We start from the raw sequence: 14587 nt of genomic DNA on the forward strand, positions 1-14587 counted from the left end.
CTAAGTAGGGTGAGCACTAATCCTACGCGCGTCTTTATTGCACGGCTGCTGGGCCTGGATGTCTTCGACCCCCTGGGCGACAGGCTGGGCCGCCTCCGGGATGCCGTGGTGCTGGACCGCGGGGCAGGCCGCCCGCCCCAGGCCGTGGGCATCGTCGTCGAGGTCCCGGGCAAGAAACGCGTCTTTGTGCCCATCACTCGCATCACCTCCATGGACCCCAGCCAGATCATCTGCACCGGCCTGGTCAACCTGCGGCGGTTCCAGCAGCGCGGCGCCGAAATGCTGGTGGTTGCCGAGCTGTTCGACAGCCGCGTTGTGCTGGCCGACGGCAGCGGCGAGGCGACCGTGGAGGACATCGCTATTGAGCAGAACCGTGCCGGGGACTGGCATGTTTCAAGTCTTTTTGTGCGGCGCGGGGGCGGCGGTTCCCGGCTGCGCGGACTGCGCCGCCGGGGCGAGCTGCTGATCATCGAATGGTCCGAGGTAGGCCAATGGGATATCACCGGCCCGCAGGCCGCCACTCAGTTCGTCGCCCAGCATGATGACCTCAAGGCCGCAGACTTCGCCGAGGCCCTCCATGAGATGAGCGGCAAGCGCCGCATCGAGGTAGCCAGCGAACTGCAGGATGAACGCCTGGCCGACGTGCTGCAGGAACTGCCCGATGACGACCAGGTGCAGATCCTGCAGTCCCTTGACGTTGAGCGTGCCGCCGATGTGCTCGAAGAGATGGACCCCGACGACGCCGCTGACCTGCTCAACGAACTCCCCGAGGAGCAGAAGGAAGAACTCCTGCAGCTGATGGAACCGGAGGACGCCCGTGATGTGCGGCGGCTCCTGCAGTATGAAGAGGACACCGCCGGTTCGCTGATGACACCGGTCCCGGTGATCCTGCCGCCCGAGGCAACGGTCGCCGAGGCCCTCGCGCACGTGCGCCGGGAGGAACTCACCCCGGCCCTCGCGTCCTCAATCTACGTGTGCCGTCCGCCGCTGGAGACGCCCACGGGCCGCTACCTCGGCGTCGTGCACATCCAGCAGCTGCTGCGCACCGCTCCCCCGGAAGCCCTGGGCAACATCCTGGATACTGATCTCGAGCCGGTGCGGGACTTCGCGAACATCGCCGAAATCTCCCGGATGCTGGCAACCTACAACCTGAACTCGCTGCCGGTGGTCAATGACACCGGACGCCTGGTGGGAGCCGTGACAGTCGACGACGTCCTGGACCACCTGCTCCCGGATGACTGGCGTGCCTCCGAAGACACCGGCCCCATAACGTGGCAGGGAAGGAAGAATGGCTGAGAAGAACCGCCCCCGCACTGACGGCCTCGACACCCCGCGCACCGCCCGGACCAGATGGTTCCCGCGGCTGTCTCCAAACCCCGATGCCTTTGGCCACGCCACTGAGAACTTCGCCCGGTTTATGGGCACCCCGCAGTTCCTGCTCTACATGACGGTATTCTGCGTTGTGTGGCTCGTCTGGAACACCTGGGGACCTGAGCCGCTGCGGTTCGACAGTGTGGCCCTAGGCTTCACGCTGCTGACCCTGATGCTCTCCCTGCAGGCTTCCTACGCGGCTCCCCTGCTGCTGCTGGCGCAGAACCGCCAGGATGACAGGGACCGGGTCTCCATGCGGCAGGACCGCGAGCGTGCCGAACGGAACCTGCTGGACACCGAATACCTCACCCGGGAGATCGCCGAGCTGCGCATCGCCCTGCGGGAAGTCGCCACCCGAGACTATGTCCGCTCGGAAATCCGCGGCCTCCTCGAGGAACTCCTTGAAGCCAATGACACAGACGGCCAGCGGCGCAGCAGCCGCCGCCGCGGCCAGGACGGCAGCACAACCCCGCCGTCCAAAGCCACCTCAGGTGCAGGAGAAGACTAGGCAGTGCCCGAAACACACGAACATCTGGCCCAGCTGGCCCGCGCGGCCATGGAACGGGTCATCGACCCCGAGCTGCGCCGTCCCATCACCGAACTCGGCATGCTGCGCAGCGTGGAGGTCGACGACGCCGGCAGCGCCCGCATTGGTGTCCTGCTCACCATCGCAGGCTGTCCGCTGCGCGGAACCATTACGGCCGACGTCGAACGCGAGCTGGCGGGCGTTCCCGGCATCACCTCCGTGCACGTCGATCTCGACGTGATGAGCCCGGCACAGCGTGAGGAACTCAAGGAGAAGCTGCGCGGTCCCGGCGGTGCCCGCGGCGTCCCGTTCAGCCGTCCGGGCTCGCTGACAAAGGTTTATGCCGTTGCCAGCGGCAAGGGCGGGGTGGGCAAGTCCACTGTGACCGTTAACCTGGCCGCGGCGATGGCTGCCTCCGGGCTGCGCGTGGGAGTGGTCGACGCCGATGTGCACGGCTTCTCCGTCCCGGGCCTGCTCGGCATTACGGCACCGCCCACTCGGGTTGACGAGATGATCCTGCCGCCGGTGGCGTACGGCATCAAGACGATCTCCATTGGCATGTTCCTGGACAAGAACCAGCCGGTTGCCTGGCGCGGACCCATGCTGCACCGTGCCCTGGAGCAGTTCCTCACCGACGTCTATTTCGGTGACCTGGACGTGCTGCTGCTGGATCTGCCTCCGGGGACGGGAGACATCGCGATTTCGGTCGGGCAGCTGCTGCCCTCTTCAGAGATTCTGGTGGTGACCACGCCGCAGGCGGCCGCAGCGGAGGTCGCGGAGCGTGCCGGTACGGTGGCGGCGCAGACCGGCCAGAAGGTGGCCGGTGTCATCGAGAACATGTCCTGGCTGGTCCTGCCCACCGGAGAGCGCATGGAGCTTTTCGGTTCCGGCGGCGGCGCCCTGGTATCCGAACGGCTGGGGTCCATCCTCGGCTATGACGTTCCGCTGCTGGGCAGCATTCCGCTGGATGTGCGCCTTCGCGAAGGCGGGGATGCCGGTCTTCCGGTTGTCCTGGATGAAGCTGCTGCCGGTCCGGATACGGCCGGGGGCGAACTCCGCCGGATCGCAGCGGAACTGGCGGGAAGGCCGCGGGGCCTGTCCGGGCTCAATCTTTCGGTGACTCCGCGCGGCTAGGCGCAGCAGCACGGCAGCGGGGGATGAACCTACGTGGCCTCGGCGTCGAACGGTGCAGGCTCGCCTTCGGCCAGGCGTTCAATGCGCTGCACGGGAGGCGGCGGCGCTGCTGCAGTGCGTACCGGTGCAGAGGCGGCCGGGGATTCGGCTCCGGTGCGGGCCGCAGCCGGGCGGACGGATCCATTGCTGCGGGCAGTGGCCGGGCGGACGGCGTCCTCAACGTCGTCGAGCAGCGCTTCCTTGATAATCCGGCGGGGATCGTATTGGCGGGGATCCAGTTTGCGCCAGTCAACGTCGTCAATTTCCGGGCCGACTTCTTCGCGCAGCTGTTCCCGCGCACCGGTAGCCATCCGGCGAAGCTCGCGGACCAGCCGGGCCAGCTGGGAAGCGTACTCAGGCAGGCGTTCGGGACCAAGAATGGCCACGGCGAGGATCGCCAGGATGATCAGCTCATAGCCGTTAATTCCGAACACTTTTGAAGGTTACCTTTTCCGGCTGGACGAGGGCCACTTTGAACGTGGACTCAAAGTGAACGTCCCGCACCGGCGAGCAGTGCAAGGCCGTGCATAACCCGGTCAACAGCGCCCGAATCCGCGTCCCTGGCGGGCACCAGCAGGCGGGCGGACTCGCTGAGGGAGAGTTCTCCCACAACTGAAGACAGGGTTTCTTCCGGGACCGAAGTGGCCAAAGTGTAAGTAACATTCCGCGCAGAGAGCACTGCCTCGCCAGGCCGGTCCTCATCACGCCATATCCGGGGGGCCGTCGCCGGCGCACCGGAGGGCGCGCTGAATCCCTCTTCCTCCACGGGTTTGCCGCTGACGGCGTGCAGGACCCGGGGGTTGGCGTCTCCCTGCCGCGGACGCTGCTCGTAGAGCGTGATGCTCTCCCCGTTGCGGGTCAGCTCCAGGGCCACGGCGGGATGTCCCGCTACCTTCAGGGTGCGCGCCGAGGCGAGCGTAAAGCCAAGTTCGGTGAGTTCCGGGCAGGACCATCCGGCGGCGCGCAGGTGTTCGACTTCTTCGCTGGACAGGCTCCGCTGCTCTGCAAGCTGGTTCCAGCCGGCCATCAGGTGTGCCTGCTGCGGAGCCGAGAGCGGTTCCTCGGCGAGGCTTCCCAGCACATAGGCACCGGCGAGCACAAAGCCTGAGACCATCGTCAGGATTCCGCCGATCGCCACGGCATAGCGTCCGCGCTCCCGGCCGGCCGGCGCCTGGAACTCGCCGGCAGCGGCTCCGTCTGCCACGATCCGGCTGGCCAGGTCTTCCCGCGGGGAGGGCACCTTCATTGCCTTCAGCCGGCTGCGCAGCCGGCGTTCTTCCTCCACCTGGCAGCGGCATGCAACGCAGCGTGAAAGATGGTTCTGGACGGCGGCACGTCTGCGTGCCGGCAGTTCCTCGTCCAGGAATTCGCGGAGATGGCGTTTGGGGTGGCGCATATGCTCTAGCTGGCTCCTGCCACGCGGGGAAGCTTCAGTCCTACTGAGGGGGTGCGGCGCTGGGCCGGGTCACGGTGCGCCAGCTTTTCCTTCAGCATGCTGCGGCCGCGGTGGATGCGGGAGCGGACTGTGCCCAGCTTCACGCCGAGGGCATGCGCGACCTCGTCGTAGGAGAGGCCTTCCAGATCACAGAGGACGACGGCGGCGCGGAAGTCCGGCGGCAGTTCCTCCAGGGCGCGCTGAATGTCCACATCCAGGTTGTTGAACTCGAAGCTGCGCTCCGGTCCGGGGCCCTGGCTGGGAAGCCTGCTCTCTGCTTCTTCGCTCATCCCGTCGAACCGAATGCGGCTGCGGCGCCGCGCCTGGTCCAGGAACAGGTTGGTGGTGATGCGGTGCAGCCAGCCGTCCAGGGTTCCGGGCTGGAAGTTCGCGAGGGAGCGGAAGACGCGGACAAAAACTTCCTGGGTGAGGTCCTCGGCGTCGTGCTTGTTGCCGGTTAGCCGGTAGGCCAGGCGATACACCTTGGCAGAATGGGTTTCCACCACTTCCTGCCAGGTCGGACGCACCCAGTCAGTTTCCGCGGATGCTTCAGCAGCAACGTCCAGTGTCCCCGTCACGGTCTTCCTCCCTTCGCAACGTAATCTGCGGCCCGCAGCAGTCGGCCGTGCACGCCTGCAGGCTGGTGATCGTCAGTAGGTTCACCATCCATGTTTGCGCATATTTCTGGGAGTTCGCTGTTAGCACGCCCTGTGGAGGGAGACAAGTGGAGGCGGGCAGTCTTTGTGCGCACTCCGGCTCCGCGGTACGGCGCACGGTGCCCGGCTGGGCGGAATAACGCTTCGGTGGCCTTAAGCTTGTAGTGCCGCAGTGTCCGCCGCGGAACCCGCGGCGCCCCGCCTGTTTTCTCCGGCGTTTCCGGCACGCGCAAAACTTCTGGATGATTCGAAGAAAGAGACAGTGCACCCATGAGCGCCGACAAGCAGAGCACGTGGTCCTACACGGAGGGACTGCCGTTCGAGGATGAAGTCCTGCTCCGCGCGCGCGAACGTTCCCATGAACTCGGTGTCACCCCGGTCAGCTCCGGGGTGGGTGCGGCGCTGACCGTGCTGGCGGCGTCGTCCAAAGCCCAGACGGTGGTGGAGATCGGAACCGGTGCTGGGGTCTCCGGCGTCTGCCTGCTGCGCGGCCTGGGCGCCGGTTCGGTGCTGACCACCATTGACTCGGACGTGGACCATCTGCGCGCGGCCCGACTGGCCTATTCGGAAGCCGGTATTCCCGGCAACCGCACCCGTACCATTTCCGGCCGTGCCGCCCAAGTGCTGCCCCGGCTGACGGACAATGCGTACGACCTGGTATTCGTCGATGCCGACAAGCCGTCCTTCCTGCTCTATGCCGAACAGGCGGTGCGGCTGCTGAAACCGGGCGGGCTGCTGATTATCAACGGCGCGCTGGACAATGGGCGGGTAGCCGATCCGGCTGCACGCGAGCCGCTGACGGTGACCATGCGCCAGGTGGGCCGGCTGATCCGGGACAACGATTCCCTGGTCTCAGCGCTGCTGCCCACCGGCGACGGACTTCAGCTGGCGGTAAAGACGGCACCGGCCCGTTAGGCGTTTTCGGCCCGCGCCCGCGCAGCCCGCGCGCGCAGGAACGAAATCAGCAGCCTGGCACCAAAGCCCGTAGCTCCTTTGGAGTACTCATGGGTATCCGAGGAGACTTCCATGGGTCCGGCGATGTCCAGGTGGATCCAGGGTGTTCCGTCGACAAACTTCTCCAGGAAGAGTGCAGCGAGGATTGCTCCGCCTCCGGCTTTGGCCCCAACGGGGGCAACATGGGCCAGGTCCGCGGTATCGGATTCAAGCAGATAGTCGTAGTCGGGCACCAGGGGCAGCTGCCAGAGCGGCTCTCCGCTGCTGCTGGCGGCAGCTTCCAGTGCGCTGAGCAGCTGCGGATCATTGCCGAAGAGAGCAGCGTGGCGTTTGCCCAGCCCCACCATCGCGGCACCGGTCAGCGTTGCGACGTCGATCAGCGCCGTGGGCTTCAGCTTCTGCACCGCGAAAGCAAGCGCGTCGGCAAGCACCATGCGGCCTTCCGCATCCGTGTTGCCGATTTCCACCGTGGTCCCGTTGTAAATGCGCACAACGTCACCGGGCCGGTAGGAAGCTCCGTCCAGGGCGTTCTCGGCAAGTGCCAGCAGCCCGGTCACTTCGAACGGAACCTGGAGTTCAGCGGCGGCCTGCACGGCAGCAAGGACCACGGCGGATCCTGCCATGTCCATTTTCATTGCCGGCATGGATTCGCGCGGTTTCAGGGAGATGCCCCCTGAGTCAAAGGTGATGCCCTTGCCCACCAGAACCACGCGGTCCGCCGCGGCGGAGCCATCCGGCCGGTAAGTGATGCGGGCCAGGCGCGGTCCGTTGGCCGAGCCGGAGCCGACGGCGGTGAGCCCGCCGAAACCTTCGGCCGCAAGTGCCTGCGGATCGCGGATTTCCACGTCCAGGCCGTGGGCGGCTGCCACGGCAGAAGCCTGCGCTGCGATCCACTCCGGCGTCGCAGTGTCCGGTGGAGTGTTGGTCAGGTCCCGGGCCAGCCATGCTGCACGTGCAGAGATTTCCGCAAGTTCCAGGGCCTGCGGCGCCAGGCCGGTCACTTCCATTTCCTCAGCCATCGGTTTTCCGGGCTTTTCCAGCCCGGTCCGTGGTGAACGGTAACCGCCCAGGAAAAAGCCTTCAAGGAACGCCTGCTGTGCCTGAGCGGTCAAAGAATCAATCACGCTCATCCGGATCTTCCGGGCGCCGAAGGTGGCACGGGCCAGGCTGGCACCGGCTCGCCGCAGGCTCTGGTGGGATTCATCCCCCACACCCAGATAGATGAGTTTGCCGGGCAGGTCGGTGGATCCCCGCGGCGGTTCAACAACGAGGTGCTCCCCCGCTTTGCCGGTGACACCGGCGGCCTCGGCCCGTGCGGCGACGTCGATCCCGTAGCGCACGGCAGCTTCCACTGCCCCCCCGCCGCGGTTCGGGAACCGCCCGGTCCCCGGACGGCCCGGGCGCTATGGCAACGGCGAGGACGTCAACGCCTTCCTCCGGCTTCGGGGATAGGCCTGAGTCCGGATCCCCGGGACGCTCCGCCAATGGAGCGATCCCGGAAACCCTTGTCATGGACATCCTGCGCGGTGCCCCGGGGGCACCCGCAGGCTTTGAATTCTGCCTGGAAGGACGCATGCACCCAGCCTAGCTGGTGACGCCGAGGAGGCATTCCTTGAGCTTGCCCGCTTCTTCAGCATTCAGTTCAACGACAAGCCGTCCGCCGCCGTCGATGGGCACCCGCAAGATCAGGCTGCGCCCTTCCTTGGTGACCTCCATAGGTCCATCACCCGTACGCGGTTTCATCGCAGCCATCTTGAAGTTCCCCTTTCAAAAGTGCACTGCGGGGTTATTCCCCGAGTAATCACCGTTCCTGCTGCCGCGCGCGCCCCCATGGTTGTTAGGGTGCCGAGCGGCATTTGGTGCCATTATTCCGCACAAACCGTAAGCAGGCGAAATTTCGGTGTGTCTGAGGACACATGTCGCAGGTGACGGGGATTACGCGGGAGGTTCAGGAATGGACCGGAATTCACATGCAGCGAGGTGATCGTTTGCGTATCCGGTGGCCTGCAGCATCGCATATGCGGTCACCGGGCCCACGAATCTGAAGCCCCGCCGCCGCAGTTCCCTTGACAGGCTGCGGGACTCTTCGGTCTCTGCCGGTACGTCGTCAGTGTCCAGCGGCGCCGGCCGCAGCGGGGTGCGGTGTTTTTCCAGCAGGGCGGCAAGCGTTTCACCGTCCGGCAGCGCCAGCAGGGCCCGTGCATTCTGAATCGTGGCGCGGATTTTTGCCTCATTGCGGACAATCTCCGGGTTGCCCATCAGCGAAGCCACCTCTGCCTCGCCGAAGCCGGCTACGGTGTGCGGATCAAAGCCTGCGAAGGCACTGCGGAAGGCTTCACGTTTGCGCAGGATGGTGATCCAGCTCAGCCCGGCCTGGAACCCTTCAAGACTCAGCCGCTCGAAGAGCGCGTTCTCCCCGTGTACCGGCCGACCCCATTCGTTGTCGTGGTAAGCCAGATACGTCGCACTGCCCAGCGCCCAGGGGCAGCGCAGCCGCCCGTCCGGACCCGCAAGCGCAGCGCTCACGGTTCCTGCCGCCCGGTGCCCTCTTCCCGCGGCTGCACCAGGGCATGGCGGCCAGTGCGCGGCTGCGTACGGGTCTCCGGCCCGGCATGCTCCGCCTGGCCCTCCTGCCGGTTCAGGGTCTCCGGCTCCCGCAGCTGGGCCAGGGCGGCATCACGCTCCAGCAGCGCGGAGGCCAGCTTTTGAAGGACCTCGTCCACTTCATCCATCCGGTATCCGCGCAGCGCCACGGAGAACTTCAGGTCCGCTATGTCCGCCGCACCGGGGTTCTCCGGAAGAAGCACCGGAGGAAGCCGCGCATCAGGTTCACCAAGCACGTCTGCAGGCACGGCACGGTACACCCCGGTGTCTTCAGCGCCGCGGCGCCGCGCACCAATCCGGCCGGATGCAAACACCGCCACGGCACCCACAGCGGCAATTCCAAGGAACGCAAGCAGGATCATCACCGGACCATCGTCGCAGATGTGTCCGCCGGCGGTCAGAGCGAGAGGTGCCCCGCACTGTCAGCGATGATGAGTTTCACGGCCTCGGCCGGGTCATCAACAACATGCACCAATTCCAGGTCCTTGGCGGAAATCATTCCCTCTTCCAGCAGCGTTCCGCGCACCCAGTCCAGCAGCGGCGCCCAGAAGTCCGTGCCGATCAGCACGATCGGGAACGATGTCACTTTCTGCGTCTGGACCAGGGTCATCGCTTCGAAAAGCTCATCAAGGGTTCCGAAACCGCCCGGCAGCACAATGAATCCCTGTGCGTACTTCACGAACATGGTTTTGCGCACGAAGAAATAGCGGAAGTTGATGCCCAGATCCACCCAGTCGTTGAGACCGGTTTCGAAGGGCAGTTCAATGCCCAGCCCAACAGAGACTCCCCCGGCCTCCACTGCGCCCTTGTTGGCCGCTTCCATGGAACCGGGGCCGCCGCCGGTGATCACGGCCAGACCAGCTTCTGAAAGCAGGCGCCCCACGGCCTCACCGGTCTCATACCAGCGTGAGCCCGGCAGGCTCCGCGCCGAACCGAACACACTCACCGCCGGGCCCAGCTCGGAGAGCGTGCCGAAGCCCTCAACGAACTCGCTCTGGATCCGCAGCACCCGCCAGGGATCAGTGTGGGTAAAACTCGTTCCGTCTGCGCTGTCGAGCAGGAACCGGTCCGACTGCGGAACACGGGCCTGCCCCCGGCGCAGTTCCACCGGGCCGCGTCGTTTCGCCGATGCCGGACGGGTGAAGCCTTCTTCGTCGCTGATAGCCATCTACCAAGGCTAGCGTCACAGGCGTGATGAGCACCTCATCGTGCATCCCCGGGCGGGGCCGGTGTCATTTGGTTTCTCTTGAGTCACGATTTGTCCACGTCAGAGTGATCGGGGACACCGGGGGTTGAATTGTTCGCTATCTTCTACCTATGACCAGTGACACAACATCAGGGCAGCCGGTGCCTGAGCAAGCAGGCCCCCTCGTCTCGCTGAAGAACGTAAACAAGCACTTTGGGGACCTCCATGTGCTGCGGGACATCAACCTTGATGTGGCGCGCGGCGAAGTAGTTGTGGTGATCGGCCCCTCGGGGTCCGGCAAATCGACACTGTGCCGCGCCATCAACCGCCTCGAGACCATTGACGACGGCGAGATCACCATCGACGGGAAGGCACTTCCTGCAGAGGGCAAGGCACTCGCCAAGCTGCGTGCCGACGTCGGCATGGTTTTCCAGTCGTTCAACCTCTTCGCGCACAAGTCCATCCTGGACAACGTGGCCCTGGGCCCCATCAAGGTCAAGCGGACCAAGTCCGCTGAGGCCAAGGAGAAGGCGATGGCGCTGCTCAAGCGCGTCGGCGTCGACAACCAGGCCAATAAGCTGCCCGCGCAGCTGTCCGGCGGCCAGCAGCAGCGCGTCGCAATCGCGCGGGCGCTGGCAATGAAGCCGAAGGTCATGCTTTTCGATGAGCCGACTTCGGCCCTTGATCCGGAAATGATCAACGAAGTCCTGGACACCATGGTGGAGCTGGCCCAGGAGGGCATGACCATGATCGTGGTGACCCATGAAATGGGCTTCGCCCGCAAGGCAGCAGACCGCGTGATCTTCATGGCTGACGGCCAGATCGTTGAGCAGGCTGCACCGGAAGAGTTCTTCACCAACCCCAAGAGCGACCGGGCCAAGGACTTCCTCGGCAAGATCCTCGCCCACTAAGGCGCCACCGGTTTTTCACCCACCCTTTGAGGCAAGGCTGCGGGCCCCCACGGGCCTCCGGCCGCAATGCAAGGAGAAAAAATGCGCAATACCCGTTACGCAGTTGCCGCCATGGCAGCAGCTGCCGCACTGACCCTGTCCGCCTGCGGCGGCGACTCCGGCACCGATTCGGCTGATTCCGGCGACGGTGAGACCATCCGTGTAGGCATCAAGTTCGACCAGCCGGGCCTCGGCTTCGACGAGGGCGGCTCCTACAGCGGCTTCGACGTGGATGTGGCCAAGTACGTAGCCAACGAACTCGGCTACGGCGAAGACCAGATCGAATGGATCGAGACCCCCTCCGCCCAGCGCGAGAACATGCTCGAAAATGACCAGGTCGACATGATCTTCGCGACCTACTCCATCACGGACACCCGCAAGGAAAAGGTCGCTTTCGCCGGACCGTACTTCGTTGCCGGCCAGGACCTGCTGGTACGCGCCGACGATTCCGAGATCAAGGGCCCGGAAGACCTCAACGGCAAGATCCTGTGCTCGGTCACCGGTTCCACCTCAGCACAGAAGGTCAAGGACACCCTGGCCAACGAAGCAGAGCTGGTTGAACAGCCGAGCTACGCCGAGTGCGTCACGGCCATGCAGGGCGGCGCCATTGACGCCGTCACCACCGATGACATCATCCTCGCCGGCCTTGCTTCCACGGACGCCAACAAGGGCCAGTTCAAGGTTGTCGGCAACACCTTCTCCGAAGAGAAGTACGGCGTCGGCATCCAGAAGGACAGCGACAAGTGTGAAGACATCAACGCTGCCATCGAGAAGATGATCGAAGACGGCGCGTGGGAAGAAGCCATCAAGAAGAACACTGAAGGCGCTGACTACACGTTCAACGCCGAGCTGAACCCGCCGACCATGGACGCCTGCGCCTAAGCGGCCCGCCTCCGCTTAGGTTTCGGCGGCAACGTTCGGGGCAGGGCTGCGGCCCTGCCCCGAACTCCGCTCCATATATTTTTACGGAAGAGGTGACATATGGAAGGTTTCCTCGAGCTCTTCGGCGAATACGACGTCGTCGGGGCCTTCTGGGTCAACATCCAACTGACATTCTGGGCCGCAATCTGGTCCCTGGTGCTCGGCACCATCCTGGCCGTGATGCGTATTTCGCCGATCGCCAGCCTGCGCTGGTTCGGCACCGCCTACGTGAACATTTTCAGGAACACTCCGCTGACCATCATCATGGTCTTCGGCACCCTGGCTCTCTGGTCCCAGCTCCAGGTCAGCCTCTCCAGCGATTTCAACCTCAACTTCTTCCGGCTCGCCGTCCTCTCCCTCTCGGTCTACCACGCAGCGTTTGTCTGTGAGGCAATCCGAAGCGGCGTGAACACCGTGCCGCTGGGCCAGGCCGAAGCGGCCCGCTCCATCGGCCTGTCCTTCCTGCCCGCGGCCTGGCTGATCATCCTGCCGCAGGCTTTCCGCGGTGCCGTTGCCCCGCTGGGCAATGTCCTGATTGCATTGGCGAAGAACACCACTGTCGCCGCTGTAGCATCGGTGGCTGAAGCCTCCGGGCTGATGAAGACCATGATCGAATTCCGGCCTGATCTCATGACGCAGATCTTCCTGACCTTCGCACTTGGTTTCGTGCTTATCGTGATCCCCATCGGCCTGCTGACAACCTGGGCCTCGAAGAAACTGGCGGTGGCACGATGAGCCAAAGTGTCCTGTTTGACGCCCCCGGACCCCGGGCGCGCCGCCGCATCATGGTCGGCAACATCCTGGGTGTGCTGTTTATCCTCGGCGTCCTGGCCGTAATCGTGAACGGCCTGGCCGAGAAGGGCCAGTTCGACGCCGCCAAGTGGGATCCCTTCGTCGAGGGCCGCACCTGGGAGTACTTCATGCTGCCCGGCCTGCTTGAGACGCTGAAGGCGGCAGGGGTCGCGATCGTCACCTCGATCGTCTTCGGCCTGGTCTTCGGGCTTGGACGGCTTTCCTCGGTGAAGGCCATCAGCTGGGTGGCCGGCGTGATCGTGGAGTTCTTCCGCGCCGTGCCGGTACTGCTGATGATGATCTTCTTCTACCAGTTCCTCTCGAAGTCCACGCCGGTCCCCTCCTCGGACGTGCCGTTCGTGGCCGTGGTCCTGGCACTGACCCTGTACAACGGCTCCGTGATTGCCGAGCTGGTGCGCTCGGGTGTGTTCGGCCTGCCCAAGGGCCAGCGTGAGGCAGGTCTGGCGATTGGCCTCACCCGCAGCCAGTCGCTGCGCATCGTAGAGGTGCCGCAGGCCCTGGTGGCCATGCTCCCGGCCCTGCTTAGCCAGTTCGTGGTCATCCTGAAGGACTCGGCACTGGGTACCTTCATTGGTTACACCGAGCTGCTTGGCTACGCCCGCAGGCTAGCCTCCGGCGAAGGCAACATCCTGCCGGCGCTGCTCGTCACGGCGGCGATCTTCATTGTTTTGAACATGATTCTGACTTTCGTGGCCCAGCGGCTCTCCCGCCGGCTTGGGGCACGTGCAGGAACCCTGCTCAAGGCTGACGACGCTGTTGAACCTGAAGGGGTTCCTGCACCCGCGAAGTAGTCCTCACCGCATCGAGATAACAGAAAGTGCCCTTTAGAAGCTTCTAAAGGGCACTTTCTGTTATCTCGATGAGGTGGCCGCTAGGAAGCGAGCCAGGTTTCCAGCGCGCGCAGGCAATGGCGGATGGCCCCGGCGCTGACGTGCTCATTGTCGGAATGGGCCAGCAGTGCGTCGCCGGGTCCGAAGTTCACGGCCGGGATGCCCAGGGCACTGAACCGGGCGACGTCGGTCCAGCCGTACTTCGGCTTGGGCTCGGCTCCCACGGCCTCAATAAAGCTCGCGGCAGCGGGCCGGTCCAGGCCCGGCCTCGCACCGGCGGAAGCGTCGGTGCGAACCAGGTCGAAACCGTCCAGCAGTTCCCGTACATATGCCTCAGCCTGGGCCACGTCCTTGTCCGGGGCGAAGCGGTAATTGATCTCCACCACTGCCGAATCAGGGATGACGTTGCCAGCGGTTCCGCCATGGATTTTCACGGCGTTCAGGGATTCGCGGTAATCAAGTCCTTCAACCCGGACGGTGGCCGGCTGATGGTCCCGCAGCCGCACGAGAATCTCGGCAGCGCCGTGGATTGCGTTCTCCCCCATCCAAGCCCGGGCCGAGTGTGCAGCCTTGCCGGTAGTGCGGGCCTGGAACCGCATGGTGCCGTTGCAGCCGCCTTCCACGGTTCCGTCCGTGGGCTCGAGAAGAATCGCGAAATCAGCTTTCAGCCACTCCGGAAATGACTTCTCCAGCCGGCCCAGGCCGCTGAGGGAAGCATCTACTTCCTCATGGTCGTAAAAGACGAAGGTAATGTCCCGGCTGGGGTCCGTGAGGCCGGCGGCAAGCGCAAGCTGGACGGCGACGCCGCCCTTCATGTCTGTGGCACCCCGCCCGTAAAGAACCTCCCCGTCCCAGCTCGAGGGTACGGTTCCGCGGGAACCCGGGACGGTCGGCAGCGGGACGGTGTCCAGGTGTCCGGCCAGGATCACCCTTTCGCTGCGGCCCAGGTTGGTGCGGGCCATCACGGAGTCGCCGTCGCGCACCACTTCCAGATGGTCCAGGCCCTGCAGGGCCGCTTCGACGGCATCTGCAATGGCGGCCTCGTTACCGGACACACTCTCAATGTCCATCAGCGCCGCGGTCAGGTCAGCGACGTCGTCGAGCAGGTTCAGGGGTTTGGCAGGTAATACGGTCACCGCTCCAGACTACCGCTCGGTAGAGTAGAACC

Annotated in this window: 17 protein-coding genes; 8 read left to right on the forward strand and 9 right to left on the reverse strand. The window is 64.9% G+C overall.

Annotation, left to right across the window (positions count from 1 at the left end; genetic code table 11):
- Positions 1-9: 9 nt before the first annotated feature.
- From ACWGQ2_RS03850 to ACWGQ2_RS03860, 3 genes are read left to right on the forward strand one after another with little or no spacing between them, the layout of a single operon-like run.
- Positions 10-1296 carry a magnesium transporter MgtE N-terminal domain-containing protein gene (locus ACWGQ2_RS03850; protein WP_452014552.1) on the forward strand — a complete coding sequence of 429 codons (1287 nt, stop codon included), beginning with the start codon at positions 10-12 and terminating at the stop codon, positions 1294-1296.
- Positions 1289-1879: a DUF1003 domain-containing protein gene (locus ACWGQ2_RS03855; RefSeq protein WP_452014554.1), complete on the forward strand. Its 591-nt coding sequence runs from the start codon at positions 1289-1291 to the stop codon at positions 1877-1879. Before ACWGQ2_RS03850 ends, ACWGQ2_RS03855 begins: the two co-directional genes overlap by 8 nt.
- Positions 1880-1927: 48 nt before the next feature.
- Complete coding sequence (locus tag ACWGQ2_RS03860) at positions 1928-3031, forward strand: P-loop NTPase (protein ID WP_452015343.1); 1104 nt, start codon at positions 1928-1930, stop codon at positions 3029-3031.
- A 29-nt stretch (positions 3032-3060) separates the two neighbouring features.
- Here the strand turns inward: ACWGQ2_RS03860 and ACWGQ2_RS03865 are convergent, their stop codons facing one another.
- The 3 genes from ACWGQ2_RS03865 to sigE are packed head-to-tail and all read right to left on the reverse strand — an operon-like array spanning position 3061 to position 5083.
- Positions 3061-3504 (reverse strand): Sec-independent protein translocase TatB, encoded by a 444-nt coding sequence (locus ACWGQ2_RS03865; RefSeq protein WP_452014556.1) that lies wholly within the window; start codon positions 3502-3504, stop codon positions 3061-3063.
- A gap of 50 nt (positions 3505-3554) precedes the next feature.
- Complete coding sequence (locus tag ACWGQ2_RS03870; protein ID WP_452014558.1) at positions 3555-4466, reverse strand: anti-sigma factor family protein; 912 nt, start codon at positions 4464-4466, stop codon at positions 3555-3557.
- A 5-nt stretch (positions 4467-4471) separates the two neighbouring features.
- Positions 4472-5083, reverse strand: a complete 612-nt coding sequence (gene sigE / locus ACWGQ2_RS03875) for an RNA polymerase sigma factor SigE (protein ID WP_452014560.1) — start codon at positions 5081-5083, stop codon at positions 4472-4474.
- Between the two features lie 348 nt (positions 5084-5431).
- On the opposite strand from sigE, the gene ACWGQ2_RS03880 reads away from it, so the two are divergent.
- A complete protein-coding gene (locus ACWGQ2_RS03880; protein WP_452014562.1) occupies positions 5432-6076 on the forward strand; it encodes an O-methyltransferase in 645 nt (214 codons plus the stop codon).
- On the opposite strand, the gene ACWGQ2_RS03885 is transcribed toward ACWGQ2_RS03880, so the two are convergent.
- From ACWGQ2_RS03885 to ACWGQ2_RS03905, 5 genes are all read right to left on the reverse strand, one after another.
- The gene (locus tag ACWGQ2_RS03885) at positions 6073-7467 is read right to left on the reverse strand and encodes a leucyl aminopeptidase family protein (RefSeq protein ID WP_452014564.1); all 1395 of its coding nucleotides are present in this window, start codon (positions 7465-7467) and stop codon (positions 6073-6075) included. The genes ACWGQ2_RS03880 and ACWGQ2_RS03885 overlap by 4 nt on opposite strands.
- A gap of 232 nt (positions 7468-7699) precedes the next feature.
- Entirely contained in the window at positions 7700-7867 is a 168-nt protein-coding gene (locus ACWGQ2_RS03890; protein WP_082413265.1) for a DUF3117 domain-containing protein, read from the reverse strand.
- Positions 7868-8050: 183 nt separating this feature from the next.
- Entirely contained in the window at positions 8051-8641 is a 591-nt protein-coding gene (locus ACWGQ2_RS03895) for a DNA-3-methyladenine glycosylase I (protein WP_452014566.1), read from the reverse strand.
- Positions 8638-9081 carry a DivIVA domain-containing protein gene (locus ACWGQ2_RS03900; protein WP_452014568.1) on the reverse strand — a complete coding sequence of 148 codons (444 nt, stop codon included), beginning with the start codon at positions 9079-9081 and terminating at the stop codon, positions 8638-8640. The genes ACWGQ2_RS03895 and ACWGQ2_RS03900 overlap by 4 nt, the downstream gene beginning before the upstream one ends.
- A 35-nt stretch (positions 9082-9116) precedes the next feature.
- Positions 9117-9887: an LOG family protein gene (locus ACWGQ2_RS03905; RefSeq protein WP_452014570.1), complete on the reverse strand. Its 771-nt coding sequence runs from the start codon at positions 9885-9887 to the stop codon at positions 9117-9119.
- A gap of 179 nt (positions 9888-10066) precedes the next feature.
- On the opposite strand from ACWGQ2_RS03905, the gene ACWGQ2_RS03910 reads away from it, so the two are divergent.
- The 4 genes from ACWGQ2_RS03910 to ACWGQ2_RS03925 all read left to right on the forward strand — a co-directional run bounded on the left by ACWGQ2_RS03910 (position 10067) and on the right by ACWGQ2_RS03925 (position 13380).
- Positions 10067-10816 carry an amino acid ABC transporter ATP-binding protein gene (locus ACWGQ2_RS03910; RefSeq protein WP_452014572.1) on the forward strand — a complete coding sequence of 250 codons (750 nt, stop codon included), beginning with the start codon at positions 10067-10069 and terminating at the stop codon, positions 10814-10816.
- Between the two features lie 81 nt (positions 10817-10897).
- On the forward strand, positions 10898-11737 hold the full coding sequence (locus ACWGQ2_RS03915) for a glutamate ABC transporter substrate-binding protein (protein ID WP_452014574.1): 840 nt from the start codon (positions 10898-10900) through the stop codon (positions 11735-11737).
- Positions 11738-11836: 99 nt separating this feature from the next.
- Positions 11837-12511: an amino acid ABC transporter permease gene (locus ACWGQ2_RS03920; protein ID WP_325789145.1), complete on the forward strand. Its 675-nt coding sequence runs from the start codon at positions 11837-11839 to the stop codon at positions 12509-12511.
- Positions 12508-13380: an amino acid ABC transporter permease gene (locus tag ACWGQ2_RS03925; RefSeq protein ID WP_452014576.1), complete on the forward strand. Its 873-nt coding sequence runs from the start codon at positions 12508-12510 to the stop codon at positions 13378-13380. The genes ACWGQ2_RS03920 and ACWGQ2_RS03925 overlap by 4 nt, the downstream gene beginning before the upstream one ends.
- An 80-nt stretch (positions 13381-13460) precedes the next feature.
- Here ACWGQ2_RS03925 and dapE read toward each other — a convergent pair whose 3' ends face one another.
- A complete protein-coding gene (dapE, locus tag ACWGQ2_RS03930; RefSeq protein WP_452014578.1) occupies positions 13461-14555 on the reverse strand; it encodes a succinyl-diaminopimelate desuccinylase in 1095 nt (364 codons plus the stop codon).
- Positions 14556-14587: the final 32 nt, after the last annotated feature.

It is taken from the genome of Arthrobacter sp. NPDC055585, from assembly GCF_053619115.1.

Bases quoted from the DNA above. Each gene is read 5' to 3' on its own strand.
- ACWGQ2_RS03855 (WP_452014554.1), top strand. From the start codon at position 1,289: ATGGCTGAGAAGAACCGCCCCCGCACTGACGGCCTCGACACCCCGCGC.
- ACWGQ2_RS03870 (WP_452014558.1), bottom strand. From the start codon at position 4,466: ATGCGCCACCCCAAACGCCATCTCCGCGAATTCCTGGACGAGGAACTG.
- ACWGQ2_RS03925 (WP_452014576.1), top strand. From the start codon at position 12,508: ATGAGCCAAAGTGTCCTGTTTGACGCCCCCGGACCCCGGGCGCGCCGC.
- ACWGQ2_RS03890 (WP_082413265.1), bottom strand. From the start codon at position 7,867: ATGGCTGCGATGAAACCGCGTACGGGTGATGGACCTATGGAGGTCACC.
- ACWGQ2_RS03900 (WP_452014568.1), bottom strand. From the start codon at position 9,081: ATGATCCTGCTTGCGTTCCTTGGAATTGCCGCTGTGGGTGCCGTGGCG.
- ACWGQ2_RS03920 (WP_325789145.1), top strand. From the start codon at position 11,837: ATGGAAGGTTTCCTCGAGCTCTTCGGCGAATACGACGTCGTCGGGGCC.
- ACWGQ2_RS03915 (WP_452014574.1), top strand. From the start codon at position 10,898: ATGCGCAATACCCGTTACGCAGTTGCCGCCATGGCAGCAGCTGCCGCA.
- ACWGQ2_RS03905 (WP_452014570.1), bottom strand. From the start codon at position 9,887: ATGGCTATCAGCGACGAAGAAGGCTTCACCCGTCCGGCATCGGCGAAA.
- ACWGQ2_RS03860 (WP_452015343.1), top strand. From the start codon at position 1,928: ATGGAACGGGTCATCGACCCCGAGCTGCGCCGTCCCATCACCGAACTC.
- ACWGQ2_RS03880 (WP_452014562.1), top strand. From the start codon at position 5,432: ATGAGCGCCGACAAGCAGAGCACGTGGTCCTACACGGAGGGACTGCCG.